The 21,066-nt window shown below is 68.1% G+C and carries 19 protein-coding genes and 1 pseudogene; 11 read left to right on the forward strand and 9 right to left on the reverse strand.

From position 1 onward, the window contains the following. Positions 1 to 66 precede the first annotated feature (66 nt). Positions 67 to 492: an arsenate reductase ArsC gene (locus ABLE94_RS08370; RefSeq protein ID WP_348808564.1), complete on the forward strand. Its 426-nt coding sequence runs from the start codon at positions 67 to 69 to the stop codon at positions 490 to 492. Further along, positions 489 to 899: an arsenate-mycothiol transferase ArsC gene (locus ABLE94_RS08375; RefSeq protein WP_348808565.1), complete on the forward strand. Its 411-nt coding sequence runs from the start codon at positions 489 to 491 to the stop codon at positions 897 to 899. Before ABLE94_RS08370 ends, ABLE94_RS08375 begins: the two co-directional genes overlap by 4 nt. A 24-nt stretch (positions 900 to 923) precedes the next feature. Here ABLE94_RS08375 and ABLE94_RS08380 read toward each other — a convergent pair whose 3' ends face one another. After that, positions 924 to 1,409: an ArsI/CadI family heavy metal resistance metalloenzyme gene (locus ABLE94_RS08380; protein ID WP_348808566.1), complete on the reverse strand. Its 486-nt coding sequence runs from the start codon at positions 1,407 to 1,409 to the stop codon at positions 924 to 926. Between the two features lie 99 nt (positions 1,410 to 1,508). Between ABLE94_RS08380 and ABLE94_RS08385 the strand changes: the two genes are divergently transcribed. The 3 genes from ABLE94_RS08385 to ABLE94_RS08395 all read left to right on the forward strand — a co-directional run bounded on the left by ABLE94_RS08385 (position 1,509) and on the right by ABLE94_RS08395 (position 5,184). Next, the gene (locus ABLE94_RS08385) at positions 1,509 to 1,871 is read left to right on the forward strand and encodes an Rv2640c family ArsR-like transcriptional regulator (protein ID WP_348808567.1); all 363 of its coding nucleotides are present in this window, start codon (positions 1,509 to 1,511) and stop codon (positions 1,869 to 1,871) included. A 296-nt stretch (positions 1,872 to 2,167) separates the two neighbouring features. Continuing rightward, entirely contained in the window at positions 2,168 to 4,099 is a 1,932-nt protein-coding gene (locus ABLE94_RS08390; RefSeq protein WP_348808568.1) for an SDR family oxidoreductase, read from the forward strand. Then, positions 4,096 to 5,184 carry an alanine racemase gene (locus ABLE94_RS08395; protein WP_348808569.1) on the forward strand — a complete coding sequence of 363 codons (1,089 nt, stop codon included), beginning with the start codon at positions 4,096 to 4,098 and terminating at the stop codon, positions 5,182 to 5,184. The genes ABLE94_RS08390 and ABLE94_RS08395 overlap by 4 nt, the downstream gene beginning before the upstream one ends. Positions 5,185 to 5,368: 184 nt before the next feature. Here the strand turns inward: ABLE94_RS08395 and ABLE94_RS08400 are convergent, their stop codons facing one another. From ABLE94_RS08400 to ABLE94_RS08410, 3 genes are all read right to left on the reverse strand, one after another. Then, positions 5,369 to 7,027 carry a DNA polymerase Y family protein gene (locus ABLE94_RS08400; protein ID WP_348808570.1) on the reverse strand — a complete coding sequence of 553 codons (1,659 nt, stop codon included), beginning with the start codon at positions 7,025 to 7,027 and terminating at the stop codon, positions 5,369 to 5,371. Further along, positions 7,027 to 7,851: a DnaE2-dependent mutagenesis accessory factor ImuA' gene (imuA', locus tag ABLE94_RS08405; RefSeq protein ID WP_348802637.1), complete on the reverse strand. Its 825-nt coding sequence runs from the start codon at positions 7,849 to 7,851 to the stop codon at positions 7,027 to 7,029. Before imuA' ends, ABLE94_RS08400 begins: the two co-directional genes overlap by 1 nt. A 305-nt stretch (positions 7,852 to 8,156) precedes the next feature. Then, on the reverse strand, positions 8,157 to 9,239 hold the full coding sequence (locus ABLE94_RS08410; RefSeq protein WP_348802638.1) for an Rv2578c family radical SAM protein: 1,083 nt from the start codon (positions 9,237 to 9,239) through the stop codon (positions 8,157 to 8,159). Positions 9,240 to 9,340: 101 nt separating this feature from the next. Between ABLE94_RS08410 and ABLE94_RS08415 the strand changes: the two genes are divergently transcribed. Next, positions 9,341 to 10,633, forward strand: a complete 1,293-nt coding sequence (locus ABLE94_RS08415; protein ID WP_348802640.1) for a serine/threonine-protein kinase — start codon at positions 9,341 to 9,343, stop codon at positions 10,631 to 10,633. A 21-nt stretch (positions 10,634 to 10,654) separates the two neighbouring features. Here the strand turns inward: ABLE94_RS08415 and ABLE94_RS08420 are convergent. After that, a pseudogene (locus ABLE94_RS08420) lies at positions 10,655 to 11,354 on the reverse strand (response regulator). Continuing rightward, positions 11,351 to 12,625, reverse strand: a complete 1,275-nt coding sequence (locus tag ABLE94_RS08425; protein ID WP_348802642.1) for a PspC domain-containing protein — start codon at positions 12,623 to 12,625, stop codon at positions 11,351 to 11,353. The pseudogene ABLE94_RS08420 and the gene ABLE94_RS08425 overlap by 4 nt, the downstream one beginning before the upstream one ends. A 140-nt stretch (positions 12,626 to 12,765) precedes the next feature. Between ABLE94_RS08425 and ABLE94_RS08430 the strand changes: the two genes are divergently transcribed. Together ABLE94_RS08430 and ABLE94_RS08435 are read left to right on the forward strand one after the other, a co-directional pair. Continuing rightward, positions 12,766 to 14,121, forward strand: a complete 1,356-nt coding sequence (locus ABLE94_RS08430; RefSeq protein WP_348802643.1) for a PspC domain-containing protein — start codon at positions 12,766 to 12,768, stop codon at positions 14,119 to 14,121. Beyond that, positions 14,118 to 14,390, forward strand: coding sequence for a hypothetical protein (locus ABLE94_RS08435; RefSeq protein ID WP_348802644.1), 273 nt, complete (start codon positions 14,118 to 14,120; stop codon positions 14,388 to 14,390). The genes ABLE94_RS08430 and ABLE94_RS08435 overlap by 4 nt, the downstream gene beginning before the upstream one ends. A 27-nt stretch (positions 14,391 to 14,417) precedes the next feature. Here ABLE94_RS08435 and guaA read toward each other — a convergent pair whose 3' ends face one another. Then, positions 14,418 to 16,007 carry a glutamine-hydrolyzing GMP synthase gene (gene guaA / locus ABLE94_RS08440; protein ID WP_348808571.1) on the reverse strand — a complete coding sequence of 530 codons (1,590 nt, stop codon included), beginning with the start codon at positions 16,005 to 16,007 and terminating at the stop codon, positions 14,418 to 14,420. A gap of 100 nt (positions 16,008 to 16,107) precedes the next feature. Between guaA and ABLE94_RS08445 the strand changes: the two genes are divergently transcribed. Genes ABLE94_RS08445 through ABLE94_RS08455 form a run of 3 tightly spaced genes read left to right on the forward strand, consistent with a single transcriptional unit; the run spans position 16,108 to position 18,047 of the window. Further along, positions 16,108 to 16,722: a biotin transporter BioY gene (locus ABLE94_RS08445; protein WP_348802646.1), complete on the forward strand. Its 615-nt coding sequence runs from the start codon at positions 16,108 to 16,110 to the stop codon at positions 16,720 to 16,722. A 51-nt stretch (positions 16,723 to 16,773) separates the two neighbouring features. Then, positions 16,774 to 17,448 (forward strand): energy-coupling factor ABC transporter ATP-binding protein, encoded by a 675-nt coding sequence (locus tag ABLE94_RS08450; RefSeq protein ID WP_348802648.1) that lies wholly within the window; start codon positions 16,774 to 16,776, stop codon positions 17,446 to 17,448. Continuing rightward, positions 17,445 to 18,047, forward strand: coding sequence for an energy-coupling factor transporter transmembrane component T family protein (locus ABLE94_RS08455; protein ID WP_348802649.1), 603 nt, complete (start codon positions 17,445 to 17,447; stop codon positions 18,045 to 18,047). The genes ABLE94_RS08450 and ABLE94_RS08455 overlap by 4 nt, the downstream gene beginning before the upstream one ends. 14 nt (positions 18,048 to 18,061) lie before the next feature. Here the strand turns inward: ABLE94_RS08455 and ABLE94_RS08460 are convergent, their stop codons facing one another. Together ABLE94_RS08460 and ABLE94_RS08465 are read right to left on the reverse strand one after the other, a co-directional pair. Next, positions 18,062 to 19,846 (reverse strand): GMC family oxidoreductase N-terminal domain-containing protein, encoded by a 1,785-nt coding sequence (locus ABLE94_RS08460; protein ID WP_348802650.1) that lies wholly within the window; start codon positions 19,844 to 19,846, stop codon positions 18,062 to 18,064. 65 nt (positions 19,847 to 19,911) lie between these two features. Next, positions 19,912 to 21,054: a GuaB3 family IMP dehydrogenase-related protein gene (locus ABLE94_RS08465; RefSeq protein WP_348802651.1), complete on the reverse strand. Its 1,143-nt coding sequence runs from the start codon at positions 21,052 to 21,054 to the stop codon at positions 19,912 to 19,914. Positions 21,055 to 21,066: the final 12 nt, after the last annotated feature.

Consider the following 21,066-nt stretch of genomic DNA (forward strand, 5'->3'; position numbering starts at 1 on the left):
CGGACTCGCTGCCGAACGGGTCTAACTTTTCCGAGCTTCCCTCACAGCTGAAAGGGCTTGTGTCTTATGTCTTTCTCTCGACCTAGCGTGCTGTTTGTATGTGTCCACAACGCTGGCCGATCGCAGATGGCCGCCGGTTTCCTCACCGCTCTTCGCCAGGGCAGCGTCGAGGTCCGCTCGGCCGGATCCGCGCCCGCCGACTCGATCAACCCGGCCGCTGTCGAGGCGATGGCTGAAGTCGGTATCGACATCTCCGCGCAGTCACCAAAGATCCTCACCCCCGACTCTGTCGAATCCTCCGACGTCGTGATCACCATGGGCTGTGGCGATGCGTGCCCGGTGTTCCCCGGCGTCAGCTACCGCGACTGGGCCCTCGACGACCCGGCCGGCCAAGGTATTGACGCGGTCCGCTCGATCCGCGATCAGATCCGCGCACTGGTCGAGGGCCTGCTCGACGAACTGGTACCCGCCGACCAGCGGGTCGGCCAGTGAGCACGCCACCGCAGGTGTTGTTCGTGTGCGTGAGCAACCGCGGCAAATCGGTGATGGCTGAACACCTCACGCCCACGGTCACCGGCCGGATCACCCCATCCTCGGCCGGGACGAGTGCGAAGATCGGCGGCCAGGTCAACGAACTGTCCGCCCAGGTACTCGCCGAAGTCGGCGCCGACGTCGCCGGACATCAGCCGCGGCAACTCACCGACGACCTGATGCAAGCCGTGGACCTGGTCGTGGTGGTCGGTACCGCTGACGTCACCCCACCCGACGGCGTCGCCCTCGAGGTGTGGGACACCGACGAACCTTCCGAACGGGGCATCGACGGCGTCGAACGGATGCGGCTGATCCGCGACGACATCACCCACCGGATCCGCGCCCTCGCCGACCGCATCGCGCGGTAGGCGAGAGCGCGAGCCACGACCCCCTCAGCAGCAGGCGGTGCGCGCCTCGGCCGGTTCGGGGGCGTTGCCACCGCAGCACACCGAACCCTGCTCGGCTTCCTCGGCGGCGTTCTGTTCCAGGAGTTTCGGGCTGGTGCCGAAGGTGTCGGAGTCGGCGAGCACGGTGTAGACCTCCCACTTCTCCTTCGCCGGCCCGGTCACCCACACCTTGTCCTGCGTCGCGAAACAACAGGTGGAGTTGATCTCCTCCTGCGTAAACAGGCCCTCACCGGACAGGCGGGCGATCTCAGCGTGCACCTTCTCGCTGGACTCCACCTCGACACCGAGATGGTTGATGGTGCCGCCCTGGCCGGGGTTCTCCAGCAGCACCAGCTTCAGCGGCGGCTCGGCGACCGCGAAGTTGGCGTAGCCCGGCTTGCGTTTGGCCGGGGTGGTGTTGAACAGCTTGGAGTAGAACTCGATCGCGGTACCGAGATCATCGACGTTGAGTGCGAGCTGCATACGGGACATGACCATCACCTTCACCTGTGAGACATATATCGAACTACGGTCATCATGCAGAGTGCCGACCTTTTCGACATATGTCAAGACCACGGGTATGGTCGGGTTATGCCGAAGACCTTGCCGATGGTCGACATCAGTGCCCCGATCTGCTGCGCGCCGGTGTCGGCGGCTCCGCTCGATGACGACACCGCGCTGGAGATTGCGTTGCGTCTCAAGGCGCTTGCCGATCCCGTGCGGATCAAGCTGGTCTCGATCCTGCTCGCCGACACCGGTGACGGGATCTGCACCTGCGACCTCGCGACCGCGGTCGGGCTCACCGAAGCCACCACAAGTCACCACCTGGGGGTGCTCCGCAAGGCCGGCATGGTCGCACCTGACCGGCGGGGGATGAACGTCTACTACCGAGCGCAACCGGACTCGTTGGAAGCGCTGCGCAACGTTCTCAGCGCCACGACAGGGTGCTGCTGAACCGTCACAGGCGCGAATCGTCGAGCAATTGCGTCAGGCTCCCCTCATCGGCAACCGCGACACGCGAGTTCGCACAGAGCGTTGCCTCGCGGACATTTCATGAAGAAGTGTCACCACCAATACCGCTCGTACCGTCACCGATGTCCTGATGCAGAAGTGTCACCGATGTCCTGCGAGATGACACCGGCCGTCGAGGTCGGCGTCCCATCCTTGCCATCGGACACTGGAAGTGTCAGGCTGGGACAATCGTCCTTACCGGACAGTAAGAACCCGCCCGGCAGATCGGGAGCGATCGCATGTCCACCTACTTCGTCACCGGCGGCAGTGGCTTCATCGGCCGGCGCCTGCTGCGTGCCCTGCTGATCGGCAGGCCCGACGCCACCATCCACGCGCTCGTCCGCGCATCCTCACTGGCCCGGCTCACCGCGATCGCCGACGACCTGCCCGGCGGGGAGCGCATCCACCCCGTCGTCGGTGACATCACCGAACCGGGACTCGGCCTGCGCGACACCGACCTCGACGTCGATCACGTCATCCACCTCGCCGCCATCTACGACATGGCCGCCGACGATGCCGCACAACAGGCGGCCAATGTCGCCGGCACCGCCCACGTCGCCGACTTCGCCCTGGCCCATGACGCCACCTGTCATCACGTCTCGTCCATCGCCGTCGCCGGCGACCACCGCGGCGTGTTCACCGAGGACGACTTCGACGTCGGACAGGGATTTCCGACCGCCTATCACCGCACCAAGTTCGAGGCGGAGAAGGTCATCCGCGACCGGGCAGACCTGCGGTGGCGCATCTATCGCCCGTCGGTGGTGGTCGGTGACTCACGCACCGGCGAGATGGACAAGGTCGACGGACCCTACTATTTCTTCGGCCATCTCCGGCAGTTCTCCAGACTGCCTGCCGCACTGCGACTTCCGTTCCCCGATCTGGGCCACATCAACGTGGTTCCGGTCGACTACGTCGTCAACGCGCTCGCCGCCCTGATCCTCGCCGAGGACACGAGCGCACACCGGGTCCATCACCTCGGCGATCGCACCGACCGCAGCATCACCGACCTCTACAACGCTCTCGCCCCCGCGTTCCATGCGCCGCGCGGCATCACCGTGGTACCGCATCAACTCGTCGAACCCGCGGTGACCCTCACCGGCTTCGGCCCATTGCGATTGGGCCGCAACCTCATCGCCGAACAACAGGGAATCCCACCGGCACTTCTCGACGCGATGGATCTGCCCGTGCGATTCTCCTCGGATCGGACCATCACCCGCCTCTCACCCCTCGGGGTCTGCCCACCCCCGGCGCTCGAGGACTACGCACCCGCCCTGTGGACGTACTGGTCACACCACCTCGATCCGGCCCGCCACCGACGCACCGACCCACGAGGGCCTCTGGTGGGCAAGGTCATTCTCATCACCGGCGGCTCGTCGGGAATCGGTAAGTCCACCGCCCGCATGTGTGTGGCCCGGGGTGCGACGGTCATCATCGTGGCCCGCCACGCCTACGAACTCGATTCCGCGGCACGCGAGATCAACTCCGTCACACCGACACCCGGTGTGCCACGCGGACATGCGTACCCGGTCGTCTGCGACATCACCGACGAGGAATCGGTCCAGGCGATGGTCAAGTCCGTCCTCGTCGATCATGATCATGTCGATGTTCTCGTCAACAATGCCGGGCGGTCGATCCGGCGGGCCACCGTCAATGCCGTCGACCGTTCCCACGACTATCACCGGGTGATGGCGGTGAACTACTTCGGCGCAGTGAACATGGTGCTGGCGCTGTTGCCGCACATGACAAGCCGGCACTGCGGCCACATCGTCAACGTGACCTCGATCGCGGTGCAGTCACGCGGTGGACGCTTCAGCGCCTACGCCGCCTCCAAGGCCGCCCTGGAGGCATTCAGCGATGCGACCGCCGTCGAGACGTTGTCCGATCACGTCACGTTCACCAACGTGCGACTGCCGCTCGTGCGGACGCGGATGATCAGTCCCACCGAGGATTACCGCCGGTCGGCGGGCGTGTGGAGTCCGGACAGGGCCGCGGCGCGCGTGCTCGACGCGATCGAACATCGCCCCCAACACATCTCGACCCCGCTCGGCGATCTCGCCGACCTCGGACGACGCTTCGCACCACGACTGACCACGCGAATCCTGCATCAGGAGTTCCTGCTCGGACGCGAGTCGGCCGCCGCCCTCGGCGAACCACGGCCGAGACGCCGATGATCGACACCCCGTACCTGTCGGTCGATACCGATCGGCTCGATGCCAATCTGCACTCCATGGCGCGGCTCTGCGCCGAGGCCGGCATCGCACTGCGACCGCACGCCAAGACACACAAGTGCATCGAGATCGCCGAGCGCCAGATCACCTGTGGTGCGCAGTGTCTGACGGTCGCGACGATCGGCGAGGCGGAGGTCTTCGCGGCTGCCGCAGATCGGACGGGATGCCGGGATCTGTTCATCGCCTATCCGTTGTGGGTGACCGCCGACAAGGGTGCACGGCTGCGCGCGCTCGCCGATCAGGTGTCGCTGCGGATCGGGGTGGCCTCGGTGGAGGGAGCCCGGCAACTCGGTATGACGCTGGGCGGCAAACGATTCGGATATTCGGTCGAGGTTCTCGTGGAGGTCGATTCGGGCCAGCATCGCACCGGCGTCGCACCGGGCGATGCCGGCACGGTGGCGGCGGCCGCCGTCGACGCCGGCCTCGACGTGGTGGGGGTGTTCACCTTTCCCGGTCACGGATACGGGCCCGGGGATTCCCGGCGGCGGGCCGCCCGCGAGGAGGCGGACGCCTTGGCATCGGCAGCGGAATCGTTACGGGCCACGGGAATCGACCCACGGGTACGCAGTGGCGGATCGACCCCGACCATCGCCTTTGCCGACACCGGGATCCTCACCGAGATCCGCCCCGGCGTCTACCCGTTCTTCGACGCACAGCAGATCGAGTTGGGGACGTGCGGATTCGACGACGTGTCGTTGTCGGCGGTCACCACCGTGGTCCACCGCAGCGGCACCCGGATCGTCGTCGATGCCGGGAGCAAGATCCTCGGTGCCGACCGGCCCGGGTGGGCAACCGGATTCGGCCGGGTGGCCGATGCGCCGGACGCACGGATCACCTCCCTGTCGGAGCATCACGGGGTCATCGAGTATCCCGATACCGCAGCGGCGATTCCGGCTGTCGGTGAGGTGATCCGGGTGATCCCCAATCACGTGTGCACAGCGGTCAACCTGGTCGACGAACTGATCGTCGAGTCCGATTCGGTTGAGCCGCAACGGTGGCCGGTGGCGGCACGCGGACGCAACAGCTGAGCCCCACTTGCGTTGACAGCGCCCTGTTCTCCGTTGACAGCGCTCTGTTCTCCGTTGACAGCGCCCACAATTCCGTTGACAGCGCCCTGTTCTCCGTTGACAGCGCTCTGTTCTCCGTTGACAGCGCCCACAATTCCGTTGACAGCGCTCTGTTCTCCGTTGACAGCGCCCGCATCCCGGCAGCTCACTCGTATATCCCCTCCACCACCCAGCCACCCGATCGATAGCACAGCAACAGTGCCCGCGAATCGTCGAGTAGTACCTGGGCTCGGGCGTCGACCTCGTCGACACCTGAGCCATTGCGGGTGATCCCGGTCGGCCACGGGCCCGCCCACCATCGCAGTTCCCAGCTGCTGCGTCGATCCGTCCCACCGGGTCCGGGACGGTGCGCGAGTCGAACGGTTGTCGGTTCGGCGGAGAAGGCACCGCGCGGGGTCACCAGCACCGGATCGCCGGACAGATCGATCACCTCGACGGGGATGTCGGCCATCACCGACGGCGCCGGACGCGGCATCCTCCCCGGCCATGGCGCAGACGGATCACGCTGTGGCACAGCATCTTCGCCGAGAGCGACCATCGTGATCGCCGCACCCGGATCACGGCCTCCACTCCGGACGGGGATGCGGACCGCATCCCCACCGAGCAATCCCTGCACCCGCTCCATGCTGCGACGGGCACGTTCGGACACACCTGCGCCACCCGGCAGACCCGCCCCGGCCAGCGAGTACTGCAGCGCACCGGCATCGACCACTTCCACCGGTTCCAGCCGAAGCATGGCGATCGGTGAATCGGGACGGGCGTCGCCGGTCGCATTACGCCTCCCCCCGGTCATCCATCCCTCCAGCTGCCACCGGATACGGTCGGCGGTGGCCGTCGGGGTGAGCGGTTGCGCGCATCGCCAGGTACGCGTATGGCGTTGCCCGCGTTCGGTGATCGCTTCGACGACCAGTTTCGTGCAGGCCATCGAGGCGTCTGTCAACCGGCGATGCACCACCTCGGCCAGACGACGGCCGATGAAGGCGGCCGCATCGATCCGGTCCACCGGCGGATCACAGACGTACTCGATCGACAGGTCGTCGGGCAGTGCGCGCGCCGACGGTGGTCTGCCGGGCAGGGCGTTCGCCTGTCGATGTGCGGTCACCGCGTCGGCGTCGAATCGGGTGGCGATGTCGGCGACCCGCATGTCGGCGAAGTCACCGATGGTCACCACACCCAGGCGGCGCAGCAGTTCGACCAGTCCGTCACGCCCCGGCGCGCACAGCGAGGATTCCACGGCGAGATCGGCGATCGGGAGTCCGGCGAGATGCACACGATCGCCACCCGGCGTCACATTGCATCCACGCCGGGCGGCCAGGACCGCGGTGAACAGTTCGTCGGCGATCCCGACCTGCGATTCGACACCACACGCCGACACCCGATCGACGAGTTCCTCGGCAAGGGTGTCCTCGCCACCGTGGACGCGCACGGCTCCGGACAACGAGACCACCAGCAACCCTGGTCGTATCACCTCCATGGCGGGGACCATCTCGGCGACGGCCGCAGCGATCGGTTCGAACGCCCGCCCATCGCGATGATCGTCGGCGAGGACCACCGTCATCTCCGGGCACCGGGACTGCGCCTGACGCTTCCGCATGCCACGGCGCACCCCGGCTGCCCGGGCGGGTGCCGAGCAGGCGATCACCCGATTGGCACTGAGCACCGCGACCGGATGCCGGGGCGGCAGGTCGGCCTCGGCTGCCGCCGCGATGGCCGGCCAGTCGGGGCACCACAGTGCCAGCACGCGCCGCCGGGCCAGTACCCGCCGCCGGGCCTCGACGCGCGATCGTGGTTCGGCACCGGCCATCAGTTGGCCACCGCCACATCCGGTTCGGAACCGACCGAACCGAACGTCGCATCCAACCGCCGGATCAGTACCCGATCGTCTCCGAAATCGCCTGCCACAAACTCTATTTCGGTGTCTCGACGACGACGGTCACGACCCTCGGCCACCACCCTCAGCCGCATGCCGGCGAGATGTCCGTGCCCGCTGCGCGCATCGGCCAGGTCGCCACGTCCGGCAAGAGTGGGACGATGCCGGTATCCGATCACCCGAACATCCAGACGGGTGTGCGCGCCCGGCCATACACCGCCGACGGCGATCAGCGACGACGACTGCTGACGTGCACGACCACCGACCACCCGGCATCGGGACGGCGGGACGGAGACCCCACCGAGCCCGAGGATCACCAGGTCCATACCGTCGAGCAGAACCGAGGCCACCTCGACCGGATCGACACCGGGTTCGGCGACGACCGCGATGCGTTCGAGATCGGCCCCCATCTCCACCGCCGATGCCAGGTTGAGCCCGGGCACACCCACGATGCCGATCTGTCCGCCGCCCGCGGTCACCGTGGCGATCAGGGACATGAGCAGTGATCGGGCACCGGTGTAGCAGAGAATCCCGCCCCGCACGATGCCGCGCTGGGGCAACACCTCGGCGAGTTCGTCGGACACCGGCAACACGTCGACGGATACCGGTTCCGCGGTCCGGCGATCGGGCGTGCCCGACATGACCGCCATCTGGCGGCGCAGGCCGGCCAGCGTGTCGTTTCGATGCTGTTCGGCTGCACCCGAACCGGATGGACCCGGAACATCTCCTTCTCGGCGAGATAACGACAACACACCCATGACACCCCTCCTGGCCGGCACCGACAACGCGTGGTGAGCAGGGAAGATGCTCCGAGCCGAGCGAACGACGAGCACTCTCCGCACTGAGTCCTCGAACGTTTATTCGACGCCTTTGATCGTACGACGCCCCACCGACAGACCGCAACAGCGCCGGTGAGCGCACTCCCCCGATGGCCGCGCCCACTCGACGTGAAACGGCGCCCACTCGACGAAGAACAGCGCCCACTCGACGGAAAAGAGCGCCCACTCGACGTGAAACGGCACCCACTCGACGGAAAAGAGCGCCCACTCGACGGGAGTGAGAGTCAGAACAGGGTCAGCACCTGTTGTACCGCCGGCGTCGCCACCAGGTCATCACCGGCACCCACGCCGCCCACTCCGGCCACGCCGCGCACTCCGGCACGTGCGCCGACGGTACCCGACGCCTCCTCGCGCGGCTCGCCCCCGGACGCGAGTCCATGGCGAATCACCAAGGGGCGCATACGTTCACGCAACCATGACGAGTACTCCGGGGTGACATAGGCGCCGCGGCCGTACAGGCTGCGATAGCGGCGCATCAGCGCCGGATGATGCTCGGCCAGCCAGCCCAGGAACCACGGCTTGGTCGCGCCACGCAGATGCATCGGAAAGGCGGTCACCCCACTCGCCCCCGCCTGCGCCAACGATTCGAGCAGTGCATCGAGGTGGGCGGCGGAGTCGGTGAGATACGGGATCACCGGCGCGACCATCACATGTGGTCGGAACCCGGCGTCGGCGATCTCGCGGATCAGCGCCAGCCGGGCCGCGGGCGACGGCGTCCCGGGTTCGATCTGCTTCTGCAGATCCGCATCGTGAAAGGCAAGGGACACACTGAGTCCCACCGAGACCTGGCCGGCGGCCTGCCGCAGCAGCGGCAGATCGCGGCGCAGCAGCGTGCCCTTGGTCAGGATCGAGAACGGGGTGCCCGACTCCGTCAGCGCCGAGATCACCCCGGGCATAAGACGATAGCGCCCCTCCGCGCGCTGATACGGATCGGTATTGGTCCCGAGCGCCACCTGGTCGCGCCGCCAGGATCGTCGTCGTAACTCCTTGCGCAGCACCGCCGCGACGTTGAGCTTGACCACCACCTGGGTGTCGAAATCCCGGCCCGCGTCGAGATCGAGGTATTCGTGGGTGGGCCGGGCAAAGCAATACCGGCAGGCATGCGTGCACCCGCGAAACGTGTTGACCGTGAACGAGAACGGTAGTCCCGACTCGACCGGCACCTGATTGAGCGCACTCTTGGCGAGCACCTCGTGGAAGGTGACGCCCTCGAACTCCGGAGTCGAGACACTGCGGACCAGTCCCGCCCGCCCGAGACCGGGGAGCGCGCCGTCGTCGGCTTCGATCGCCTGTTCGGACCATCGCATGCCAGAAGTCGAACACGCGTGCGAGGTGATGTCAAGCGTGGCGCCCCCGACCGCCCTTGTCCCGGCGGGCCGCTTCGATCCCCCGGCTATCATCTCGTGGTATGCCCGCCGATACCGATGCCCGCGCGACCCCCGGGCCGAGCTACCTGGTGGCCGGCCGCTACCGGTTGATCTCGCGCATCGGCGGCGGCGGCATGGGCACCGTCTGGCTCGCCCGGGATCAACTCCTCGACCGTGAGGTCGCGGTGAAACAGGTGCTCTCCACCGAAGGACTCTCCGAGGACTCCGCCGAGAACGTCCGGCAGCGGGCCATGCGCGAGGGACGGATCGCCGCCCGGCTGAGTCACCGCAATGCGATCGCCATGCACGACGTCGCCCTCGAACGAGGCGAACCGTGGCTGGTGATGGAGTATCTGCCCTCGCGCAGCGTCGCCCAGATCCTGCATTCCGTCGGCACCATCGACATCGTCGAGGCCGCCAAGATCGGGGCCCAGGTCGCCGACGCGATGATCGAGGCCCACGCCGCCGGGATCATCCACCGCGACATCAAACCCGGCAACATCCTCATCGCCGGCGGGGGTCGCAACGCCGGACTGGTGAAGCTCACCGATTTCGGCATCTCCCGCGCCAAGGACGATGTGACACTCACCCAGACCGGTCTGATCACCGGGACGCCCGCGTATTTCGCACCCGAGGTCGCCCGCGGTGACGAACCCGCGGAGGCGTCCGACGTGTATTCGCTGGGCGCGACGATCTACACGATGGTCGAGGGCACACCGCCTTTCGGGGTCGACGACAATTCCCTGGTGATGTTGCACCGGGTGGCCCGCGCCCAGATCAACCCGATGACCCGGGCCGGCGCACTCGAACCGGTGCTCCTGCGGATGCTCGAACCCAGCCCCCGGCGCCGCATCACCATGGAACAGGCCCGCGATCAACTGGCCCGGGTGGCCGCCGGTGATCACGGCACCGCCGAACAGGTCCTCACCAGCCTGGTGTCGCGGGCGGGTATCGGCGCATCCCACCGTCCCCAGACCATGCCGCCGGCATCGTCGGGCGGTCCCGGCGCCGGCGATCCCGGAGCCCGCGACAGCGGCGGTTCTGTTGTACCGCCCTCGAATTCACCCCCGTACCATCCCACCCGGGTAGCCACCCCACCACCCTTCGCCCCTGGGCCGTCGACACCCGGGCTCGCCTCCAACCCGTCGATCCCGCCCTACGGTGGCACCGCGCCCCCGGGCACTCCGCCCTCCTACAGCAACGCCATGCCCTCCTACATCCCGCCGCCGGCCCCGCGGTCCCAGACCTCGCCGGCCCTGCTGGCGCTGGTGGTGTTCCTGTTCTTCGTGGTCCTCGCCGGCATCGTCGTCCTGGTGATCGCCCTGGCCGGGTGACCCTGGCATCCGGGCCCACGCTCACCCGATGTGCCGGTTCGCCGCCCATCGGGTCAGCGCATTCCGGTTGGACTGCTGCGTCTTTCGCAGCACATTGGAGGCATGGGTCTCGACCGTCTTGATCGAGATGAACAGTTCTTCGGCGATCTCCCGGTAGGTGTAGCCCCGGGCCAACAACCGCAGCACCTCGAGCTCCCGGCGCGTCAGCGAGTCCAGTTCCGGGTCGAGTTGCGGTTCGGGCACCGACGACTTGCCGGTGAACGAGTCGAGCACGAAACCGGCCAGCCGCGGACTGAACACCGCATCACCGTCGGCGACCCGCCGGATCGCGTCGGCGAGTTCCGCGCCGTCGATCGTCTTGGTGACGTACCCGCGCGCCCCGGCGGCGGATCGTCGCGATCACGTCCTCGGCCGCGTCGGACACGCTGAGCGCCAAGAACACCGGGGCGTCGGCCCCCATCGCGTCGACCACCCCGCGCAGCACCGCGACCCCGCCGCCGGAGGGCATGTGCACGTCGAGGAGCACCACATCGGGACGCACTCGGGTGATCCCGGTGATGGCCTCGGCCACCGAACCGGCCTCACCCGCCACCGACAGTCCGGCCTCGTCGGCCAACTCGGCGCGGACCCCCGACCGGAAGACGCCGTGATCGTCGACGAGGAACACCCGGTAACGCTGCTCCCCGTCGGTCCGCCCGTCCGCACCGTCGGTGATCGTCATGACACCCTCCCGTTCTGGTGATCCGATTCACCGGCCTGCTCACTCATCCCGGAATCCCCACCCGGCACCGTGGTACGTGGAATGGTCATGCGCACATTGGTTCCCCGCCCGGGCGCCGACACCACCGACACCCGGCCACCGACCCGCTCGATGCGGGAGACGATCGAGCCCGCCACGCCGTGGCGGTCGTCGTCGACCTGATCCGGATCGAACCCGACACCACGGTCGCGCACGTACACCTCCACCTCGTCGTCGCCGACCTCGAGATACACATCGACCTTCCGCTCCCCGGAGTGCTTGGCCGCGTTGACCAATGCCTCGCGTGTGGCACCGATGAGCGCGGGCCAGCGCTTGGCCGCGAGCTTGTCGGCCCGGTGCGCTTCGGTGTCCGCATCCGGTGACAGATCACCGACGGTGACCACCTCCACCTCGATGCCGTAGTGATCCTCGACCTCGGCGCCGACGCTGCGCAACGCCGCACTCAGAGAGCCGCCGCGCTGCGCCGGATCACCGAAAAGCCAACTGCGCAGCTCTCTTTCCTGGCTTCGGGCCAGGCGGGCGACCTCGTCGGGTTTGGCCGCCTGCTTCTGGATCAGCGCCAGGGTCTGCAGCACCGAGTCGTGCAGATGGGAGGCGATCTCCTCGCGCTCGGCGTTGCGGATGCGCGCGGCGCGTTCCTCGTTGAGGGCTCGCCACATCCGCATCCACAGCGGCACCGTCAACAGCACCACCCCGATCAAGGTGGTCGCCACGGCCAGCAGGGTGGTGCTCAGGCTGCTGAAGTTACGGGTACCGGCGAGCACGATCACCACCAGCCCGCCGATCACCAGCACCGCACCGCCGGCCAACCGCAACCAGGTGACCACCGGACTGTGGGTGCGAACGCGCGTGGAGGTGTCGAACTCCCGCCACACCAGGCTCGCCCCGACCGCGACGAAGACCAGGGGGATGAGATAGGTCGCCGGGGTACCGGAGGCGGCGAAGCCGACCACCATCATCGCGACCAGGCCGATGAGTGCCAGTCCGTACGCCTGGCGACGCTCCCCCGGCGCCGGCGGCTCCACGTCGTCGCCGGGCGGGCAGAAGAACCACAGCAGGCCGTAGGCCAGTACCCCCGCCCCGGCCATCGCCGTCAACACGACGAAAACCACTCGGACGCGGAAGGTGTCGACACCGAGGTGATCGGCGACACCACCGGCGACGCCACCGATCACCCGACCACCGCTGCGGCGCAGCAACCGCGGTGGTGTTTGCACCTCGGCGACACCCATGACTCGATAGTGGCATGCCGTCGGCGTTCGGGCATCAGGGTTGTTCCCCAGGCGACACCCTTAAACCCGGTGAATCCCGGGTGGATCTCAGGGTCGGTCCCCGATGCGGCCACACCGGTGCGGCGACGAGGATGGCTGTCATGGATACCGCACAGTTTCGGACCCAGGTCTCGCGGTTGTGGGACACCCGGCCCGTCCGGCCCGCCGCACCCCGCACGGTCGCGGGCGTCTGCATCGGGATCGGCAACCGCTACCGGGTCGACCCGACGTTGGTGAAGGTCGCCTTCGTCGTCGCGACCGTCTTCGGTGGCAGTGGACTGATCCTCTACATCGCCGCGTGGATCGCTTTTCCCTCGAGCACCGCGGCCCCGGCACCGGGCGGCGACCCGGCGGCCAACAGGCGGGCCCGCCACGGTAATCCGTCGATGATCCTGCTGGTCGTCGTGGTCGTGATCATCGCCACCTCGATCGGGTCGTCGGGTCCGTGGGGATCGGGGGGTCTGCTCGGCGGAATCCTGATGCTCGTCGGCTGGTGGCTGCTCTACCTGCGCACCCCCGAGCCGCTGCCGGAGACCGCCGTCTCGACGCTGCGCGGGCCGTCGACGCCGCAACGATTCGAGCGCTGGACACCGCGCGCGGTGCGGGTGGCCGCCGGCATCGATGCGGGAAGCCCGCCGCCGCGGACCGAATCCACCGCAGCCGCAGTCGATCTGACCAAGGTCCATCCCGAGGTCCACCCCGACGACACCGCCACGATTCCGGCATCCGCCTCGGCCGCCGACTTCGCCGATCGCACCCCGCCGGCGTGGGACCCGTTGGGCGCCGCACGATTCGCCTGGGATCTGCCCGAACCGGCGGCGCCGGCCCCGCCCCCGGCGTCGACGCCGCCGCGGCGCTCACCCATGGCGCTCATCGTGATCGGCCTCGCGGTCCTCGTCGCCGCCGCGGGGGCGGCCGCCCATCAGGCCGGCGCCGACTGGTTCACCGTGCCGCACGTGCTCTCGCTGGTCCTGGCCGTCGTCGGCGCCGGGGCGCTCGTGATGGGTTTGCGTCGTCATCGGCCGGGGTCACATCCCGGTGCCCTGGTGCCGCTGACCATCGGACTCGGTGTGGCCGTGGTGTTCTCGACGGTGCTGACCACCTGGGGACCCGATGACCGCCACTGGGGAATGCCGACCGGCGGGGTCGGCGAACGGAACTGGGCACCGCCGAGCGAGAACGACATCCGGGACACCTACTCGCTGGGGATGGGCAAGATGACGCTCGATCTGCGTGGCATCGACCTGACCACCGACCGCCGGGTGGAACTGCGCAACGGGGTCGGCGAGGTCAACGTCGAGGTCGCCGAAGGGATGAACATCCGGGCCACCTGCTCCACCGGTGTCGGTGACTACACCTGCCCGGAGGGACTCGACGGCGGTGCCGACGGCACCGACGGGCCGGTGTTGACCATCGATGCACACACCAACGTGGGAAATGTGGAGATCCGACGATGAGCACCGCGAGCGGGCCGGCACCCGACAACGACGCCTTCGGCAACGACACCTCCGGCAACGATGTCCCCGGCACCGCCGAAGACCGATCACGCCGCGCGCCCGGCGTCGCCCTGATCGGCGTCGCCGCACTCGCAGTGGCCGGATGGGGCCTCGCCGACGGCCCGGCCCTGCCCGATCCGGCCACCCTCGGCTGGCTCGCGGTCGGCGTCGGCGTGGTGATCGGCGCCCTGCTGATTCTCAGCGGTACGCGCTCATCCCGACGGAACTGAACCGGCGCGGACGCGCCGAGGGAACCGTCACTCCCACTCGATGGTGCCCGGCGGCTTGCTCGTCACGTCGAGGACCACGCGGTTGACGTCGGGCACCTCGTTGGTGATCCGGGTGGAGATCAGTTCGAGCACCTCGTACGGCACCCGGGTCCAGTCGGCGGTCATCGCGTCCTCGCTCGACACCGGCCGCAGCACGATCGGATGACCGTAGGTCCGCCCGTCGCCCTGCACCCCGACGCTGCGGACGTCGGCGAGCAACACCACCGGGCACTGCCAGATCTGCCCGTCCAGACCCGCCGCGGTCAGTTCCTCGCGGGCGATCAGGTCGGCCTTGCGCAGCATCTCGAGGCGGTCGGCGGTCACCTCGCCGACGATGCGGATCGCCAGACCCGGCCCCGGGAAGGGTTGGCGGCCGACGATCTCCTCCGGCAGGCCCAACTCGCGTCCGACGGCGCGGACCTCGTCCTTGAACAGCAGCCGCAGCGGCTCGACCAGGGCGAACTCCAGGTCCTCCGGGAGCCCACCGACGTTGTGGTGGCTCTTGATGTTGGCGGTGCCGCTGCCACTGCCGGATTCGACGACGTCCGGGTACAGGGTGCCCTGCACCAGGAAGTCGACCTTCTGCCCGTCCTCGGCGTGATCGCCGAGCACGTCGGTGACCGCACCCTCGAAGGACCGGATGAACTCGCGGCCGATGATCTTGCGCTTGGTCTCGGGATCGCTCACCCCGGCCAGTTCCGACAGGAAGGTGTCGGCGGCGTCGACGGTGACCAGCTTGGCGCCGGTCGCCCCGACGAAGTCGTGTTGCACCTGCTCACGTTCACCCGCCCGCAGCAGTCCGTGGTCGACGAACACACAGGTCAGCCGATCGCCGATGGCCCGTTGCACCAGCGCCGCAGCGACCGCGGAGTCGACGCCACCGGACAGGCCGCAGATGGCCAGTCCGTCACCGATCTGATCGGACACCTGGTCGATGAGGGCGTCGGCGATGTTGGCCGCCGTCCAGTCGGCCTCCAGCCCGGCGATCTCGTACAGGAATCGGGTGAGCACCTGCTGGCCGTGCGGGGTGTGCAGCACCTCGGGGTGATACTGAACCCCGGCCATCCGGCGTTCGACATTCTCGAAGGCGGCCACCGGTGCGCCCGGCGTCGACCCGGTGACGACGAACCCCTCGGGCGCGGTCTGCACGGCATCGTTGTGGCTCATCCACACCGGCGCGGTGTCGGTGAGTCCCTGATGCAACACGCCGCCGTCGCCGTCGAGGGTCAGGGTCGTGCGCCCGAATTCGCGTCCGCCCGTATTGGCGACCACACCCCCGAGTGCGGCGGCCATCGACTGGAAGCCGTAGCAGATGCCGAACACCGGAACGCCGAGGTCCAGGATGGCCGGATCGATGGACGGCGCATCCTCGGCGTACACCGACGACGGCCCACCGGAGAGCACCAGCGCCACCGGATTCTTGGCCGTGAACTCCTCCAGCGACGCGTCGTGGCTGATCACCTCGGAGTAGATGCGGGCCTCACGGACACGGCGTGCGATGAGCTGGGCGTACTGGGCCCCGAAGTCGACGACGAGGACCGGGCGCGGGCCGTCGATGAATCCTTCAGAATCGGTCACGAGGCGAGTCTAGTGGCTCCTCCCATGCCCGTCGGCCGAGCCCGTCGACCGGCCTCGGGTTCCGGACGCACGAGTCGGGGTGGAATACTCGATGTCCGCGATGACTACTTCAGATACTCGTGATAGGCCCTGGTCACTGACCATCTCCGACATCACCCAGGCGGCGGTGTTCGCCGCACTCATCGCGGCGCTCGGTCTGCCGGGGAGCATCAACATCGGGACCAGCGGTGTGCCGCTCACGTTCCAGACGCTCGGGGTGATGCTGGCCGGTGCCGTCCTCGGCCCCAAGAAGGGCACCCTCGCGGTAATCATCTTCATGGCGCTGGCCATCGCGGGGCTGCCGATCCTCTCCGGCGGCCGCAGTGGTCTCACCGCGCTGGCCTCGCCGACCGCCGGCTACTTCATCGGGTTCCTGCCGGCCGTCATCGTCATCGGCCTTCTCACCGCGATGATGATGCCCCGGTACCGGTTCTGGTGGGGCATCGTCATCAACCTGCTCGGCGGCACGGTCGTGCTCTACACGTTCGGCGTCGCGGGTCTGCTGATCCGCACCGACCTCACCCTGTGGGCCGCGATCACCACCAACGGCACCTTCCTGGTCGGCGATCTCATCAAGGCCGTCGTCGCCGCCCTGGTGGCATCTCAGGTGCACCGCGGATGGCCGGGACTGATCACCCCGCTGCGCCGGTCGGCTCGCCGTGCGACCGCGAACTGACGTACGGCGTGATCGAGGCGCCGTGATCGAGGGCAGCATGATCGAGGCGGCATGATCGAGTTCGGGGGTGTCTCCCACGCCTACGGCGCCCGCACGGTACTGCGTGACATCACGCTGCGCCTCACCGAACACCGGATCGGCATCGTCGGCGCCAACGGCAGCGGCAAATCCACCCTGGCCCGGATGATCAACGCGCTGGTGATCCCCGACCACGGCACCGTCACGGTCAACGGTCTGCCCACCGCGAAGAACAAACGTCGCATCCGGCGCGAGGTCGGGTTCGTCTTCTCCGACCCGGACCGGCAGATCATCATGCCCACGGTGCGTGAGGACATCGAGTTGTCGCTGACCCGTACCGAACTGTCCAAGGCCGAACGCGCCGAACGCACCATGGCCGTGCTGCGGCGCTTCGACCTCGCCGACCACGCCGATCACCCCGCGGGTCGGCTGTCCGGCGGGCAGAAACAGCTCCTCGCGCTGGCGTCGATCTTCGTCACCGAGCCGAGCATCATCGTCGCCGACGAACCGACCACGCTGCTCGATCTGCGCAACAGCGCGATGATGCGGCGGGTCTTCGCCGCACTCGACGAACAGCTGATCGTGGTCAGCCACGATCTCGACCTGGTCGCCGATGTCGACCGGATCCTCGTCGTCGACGACGGGCGGATCGCCGTCGACGACGAGCCCGGCCCCGCGTTGGCGGCCTACCGGAAGATGATGGCGTGAACCCGCTGGGCATCTATCGGCCCGGCCACAGCGTGCTCCATCGCCTGTCCCCCGGCATCAAACTCCTCGGCCTGGCCGTCGCCATCGTGGCGATCACCGTGGGCGTGCGGTCGCTGACCACGCTCGGCATCGTCGCCGGTGGCGTGGTGGCGCTCTACGCCCTCGCCGGGATCGGCCCGATCACCGCGTGGCGGCAGTTCCGGCCCCTGCTGTGGATCCTGGTGTTCATCTTCGTCTTTCAGGTGATCTTCACCGACTGGCACCGCGCGGTCCTGGTGTGCGGGGTGCTCGCCCTGTCGGTGATGCTCGCGGCCGTGGTCACCCTGACTACGCGCACCACCGACATGCTCGAGTCGATGACCCGAGCATTGAACCCGTTGCGCCGCTTCGGGGTTCGCACCGATCTCATCGCCATCGCGCTGGCCCTGACCATCCGGGCGATCCCGCTGATCGTCGAGATCGCCACGCAGGTCGACGAGGCCCGACGGGCCCGCGGGTTGCGGCCCGGCCCACGAATCCTGGTGGCGCCCATCGTGCTCGGCGCACTGCGCACCGCCGACGGTTTCGCCGAGAGCCTCAGCGCGCGCGGACTGGACTGAGTCCCGGCGCCCCTTCAGCAGGCGTCGAGTTCAGGAGGCGTCGAGTTCTCCGAGGCGTCGACGTGATGCACCGGCGTGAGCGGCAACCGCAGTGCCCCGGGCGCGTCGGCCGGGACCACCGGATGCGCGGGTGCCACGGCATCGATCCGCCGGTAGCCGCCGCCCTGCTCCGGTCGCCGGTCATCCTCGCCCTTGTTGGGCCACAACGCGATCGCCCGCTCGGCCTGCGCGCAGATCGACAGTGACGGATTCACCCCGAGATTCGCCGAGATGGCCGCACCGTCGGTGATGTGCAGGGTGGGATAGTTCCACACCCGGTGATACGCATCGATCACGCCGGTGGCGGGATCGTCGGAGATCGCGCAGCCACCGAGGTAGTGCGCGGTGAGCGGCATGTTGACGATGTCGCCCCAGGTGCCGCCGGCGATCCCGCCGGGGAGTTTGTCGGCGATACGCCGGGTTGCCTCGTTGCCCTGAGGAATCCAGGTGGGGTTGGGTTCGCCGTGGCCCTGCTTGCTGGTGATGTATCGCAGCGGCCCACGGCGCCGGACGAAGGTGGTCAGCGAGTTGTTGTTGTTCTGCATCACCAGCGCGATCACCGTGCGCTGACTCCACTTCCGGACGTAGAGCAGGCGCACCATCATGAACGGGTTGGTGATCACCTGACGCAGGAACTGACCGAACCGATTCAGCGGACTGCCGCCGTCGGTCAGCGCGGTCTGCAGGTAGGCGATCGCATTGGACCCCTTGCCGTAACGCACCGGCTCGATGTGCGTGTTGGCCTCCGGGTGGAACGACGACGTGATCGCCACACCCTGCGAATAATCGTGTGCCGGATCATATTTCGCGGCCATCGCACCGAGGATCGACTCCGAGTTGGTGCGGGTCAGCCGACCCATCGCGTCCGAGATCTTCGGTAGCGTCGAACGTTTCGCATGATGCATCAGGCGCTGGGTGTTGAAGGTTCCGGCCGCGACGATCACCTGATCGGCGGTGAAGGTGCGCCGTCGCGCACCCACCGGGCCCCACGACGACGACCCGTGCGTACCGACCCGCCAGGTGCCGTCCGCGTCCCGGCTGATCGCGTCGACGGTGGTGCGGTCGATGATCTGCGCACCGGCCCGTTCGGCGAGGCCGAGGTAGTTCTTCATCAGGGTGTTCTTGGCACCCACCCGGCAACCGGTCATGCACGCCCCGCATTCGGTGCACGCCGTGCGCTCGGGTCCGGCGCCGCCGAAGTACGGGTCGGGCACCGTCTGTCCGGGCTCGCCGGCCAGACCGGTCTTGGCGCCGAAGAACACCCCGACCGGTGTCGCGGTGAAGGTGTCGCCGACGCCCATCTCGTCGGCGACCTCCTTGATCACCCGATCCGACTCGGTGAACGTCGGATTGGTGACCACCCCGAGCATGCGGCGCGCCTGCTCGTAGTAGGGAGTGAGTTCGTCCTCCCAGTCGGTGATGTGGTTCCACTGCGGATCGGTGAAGAACGGTGTGGGCGGCTTGTACAGCGTGTTGGCGTAGTTCAGCGAACCGCCGCCGACCCCGGCGCCGGCCATGATCATCACGTCCTTGAGGGCGTGGATGCGTTGGATGCCGTAGAGCCCCAACTTGGGCGCCCACAGCCACTTGTTGAGGCGCCAGCTGGTCTTGGCGAAGTCCGCGTCCTCGAAGCGCCGGCCGGCCTCGATCACACCGACGCGGTACCCCTTCTCCACGAGGCGCAGCGCGCTGACGCTGCCGCCGAAGCCGGATCCGATGATGAGCACGTCGAACTGGGTCGATCCATGGTGGGCTGCCATGAAAACATACTAATGCCGGTTGTCACATCGGGTGATCCGGGTCTCGTTTCCCGCCGTGACGCCGGTCAGCGATGGACGGTCAGACCGACCCGCTGGAACTCCTTGAGGTCGGAGTACCCGGCCTTGGCCATCGAACGACGCAGAGCACCAACGAGATTCAGCTCGCCGTACGGGTCGTCGGAGGGACCGGTGAGTACCTGCTCCAGACTCGGCCGATCCTGCGGGGTGGACACCTGCAGCATCGTCCCGCGCGGCGTATCCGGATGGGCTGCGGCCGACGGCCAGTACCACCCGCCACCGGGTGCCTCGGCGGCCGCGGCCAGCGGCGTGCCGAGCACCGCTGCGTCGGCACCACAGGCGATCGCCTTCGCCAGATCACCGGAGGTGTGGATGTCACCGTCGGCGATCACGTGCACGTAGCGGCCACCGGTCTCGTCGAGGTAGTCACGACGCGCCGCGGCGGCATCGGCGATCGCGGTCGCCATCGGCACCCCGATGCCCAGGACCTCACCGGTGGTGGTGGCACCGGCCGTGGACCCGTATCCGACGATCACACCGGCCGCGCCGGTGCGCATGAGATGCAGCGCGGTGCGGTGATCGTGGACGCCACCGGCGATCACCGGGATGTCGAGGTCGGCGATGAAGGTCTTGAGGTTGAGCGGATGCTCCGCGCCCTGCACGACGTGTTCGGCGGAGATGATCGTGCCGTGCACCACCAGGATCTCCACACCCGCGGCCAGCAGCGCCGGGGTCAGTTCGGGTGCGTGTTGCGGACTGACCCGCACCGCCGTGGTCACTCCGGCGTCGCGCACGGTGGCGACCGCCTCGGCCAGCAGGTCGGTGTCGAGTGGAGCCGAATGCAGCTCCTGCAGGCGCCGGACGGCCGCCTGCGGGTCGGGATCGGTGGAGGCCAGCTCGATCAGTTCGGCGATCTTGTCCTCGACATCGCGATGCCGGGCCCAGAGCCCCTCACCGTTGATCACGCCGAGCGCGCCGAGACGCCCGAGTTCGACGGCGACGGCCGGGGACACCAGCGCATCGGTCGGATGACTCAGGATGGGCGCATCGAACCGGTAGGCGTCGATCTGCCATGCGGTCGACACGTCCTTGGACGAGCGGGTCCGTCGCGACGGCACGATGCTGATGTCGTCGAGTTCGAACGTCTGCCGGGCCGTGCGACCCATGCCGAGGTCCACGAGGTCATGCACCGAGAGCGCCTT

This window comes from Gordonia sp. VNK1 (assembly GCF_040049135.1).
Lineage (GTDB): Bacteria > Actinomycetota > Actinomycetes > Mycobacteriales > Mycobacteriaceae > Gordonia > Gordonia oleivorans.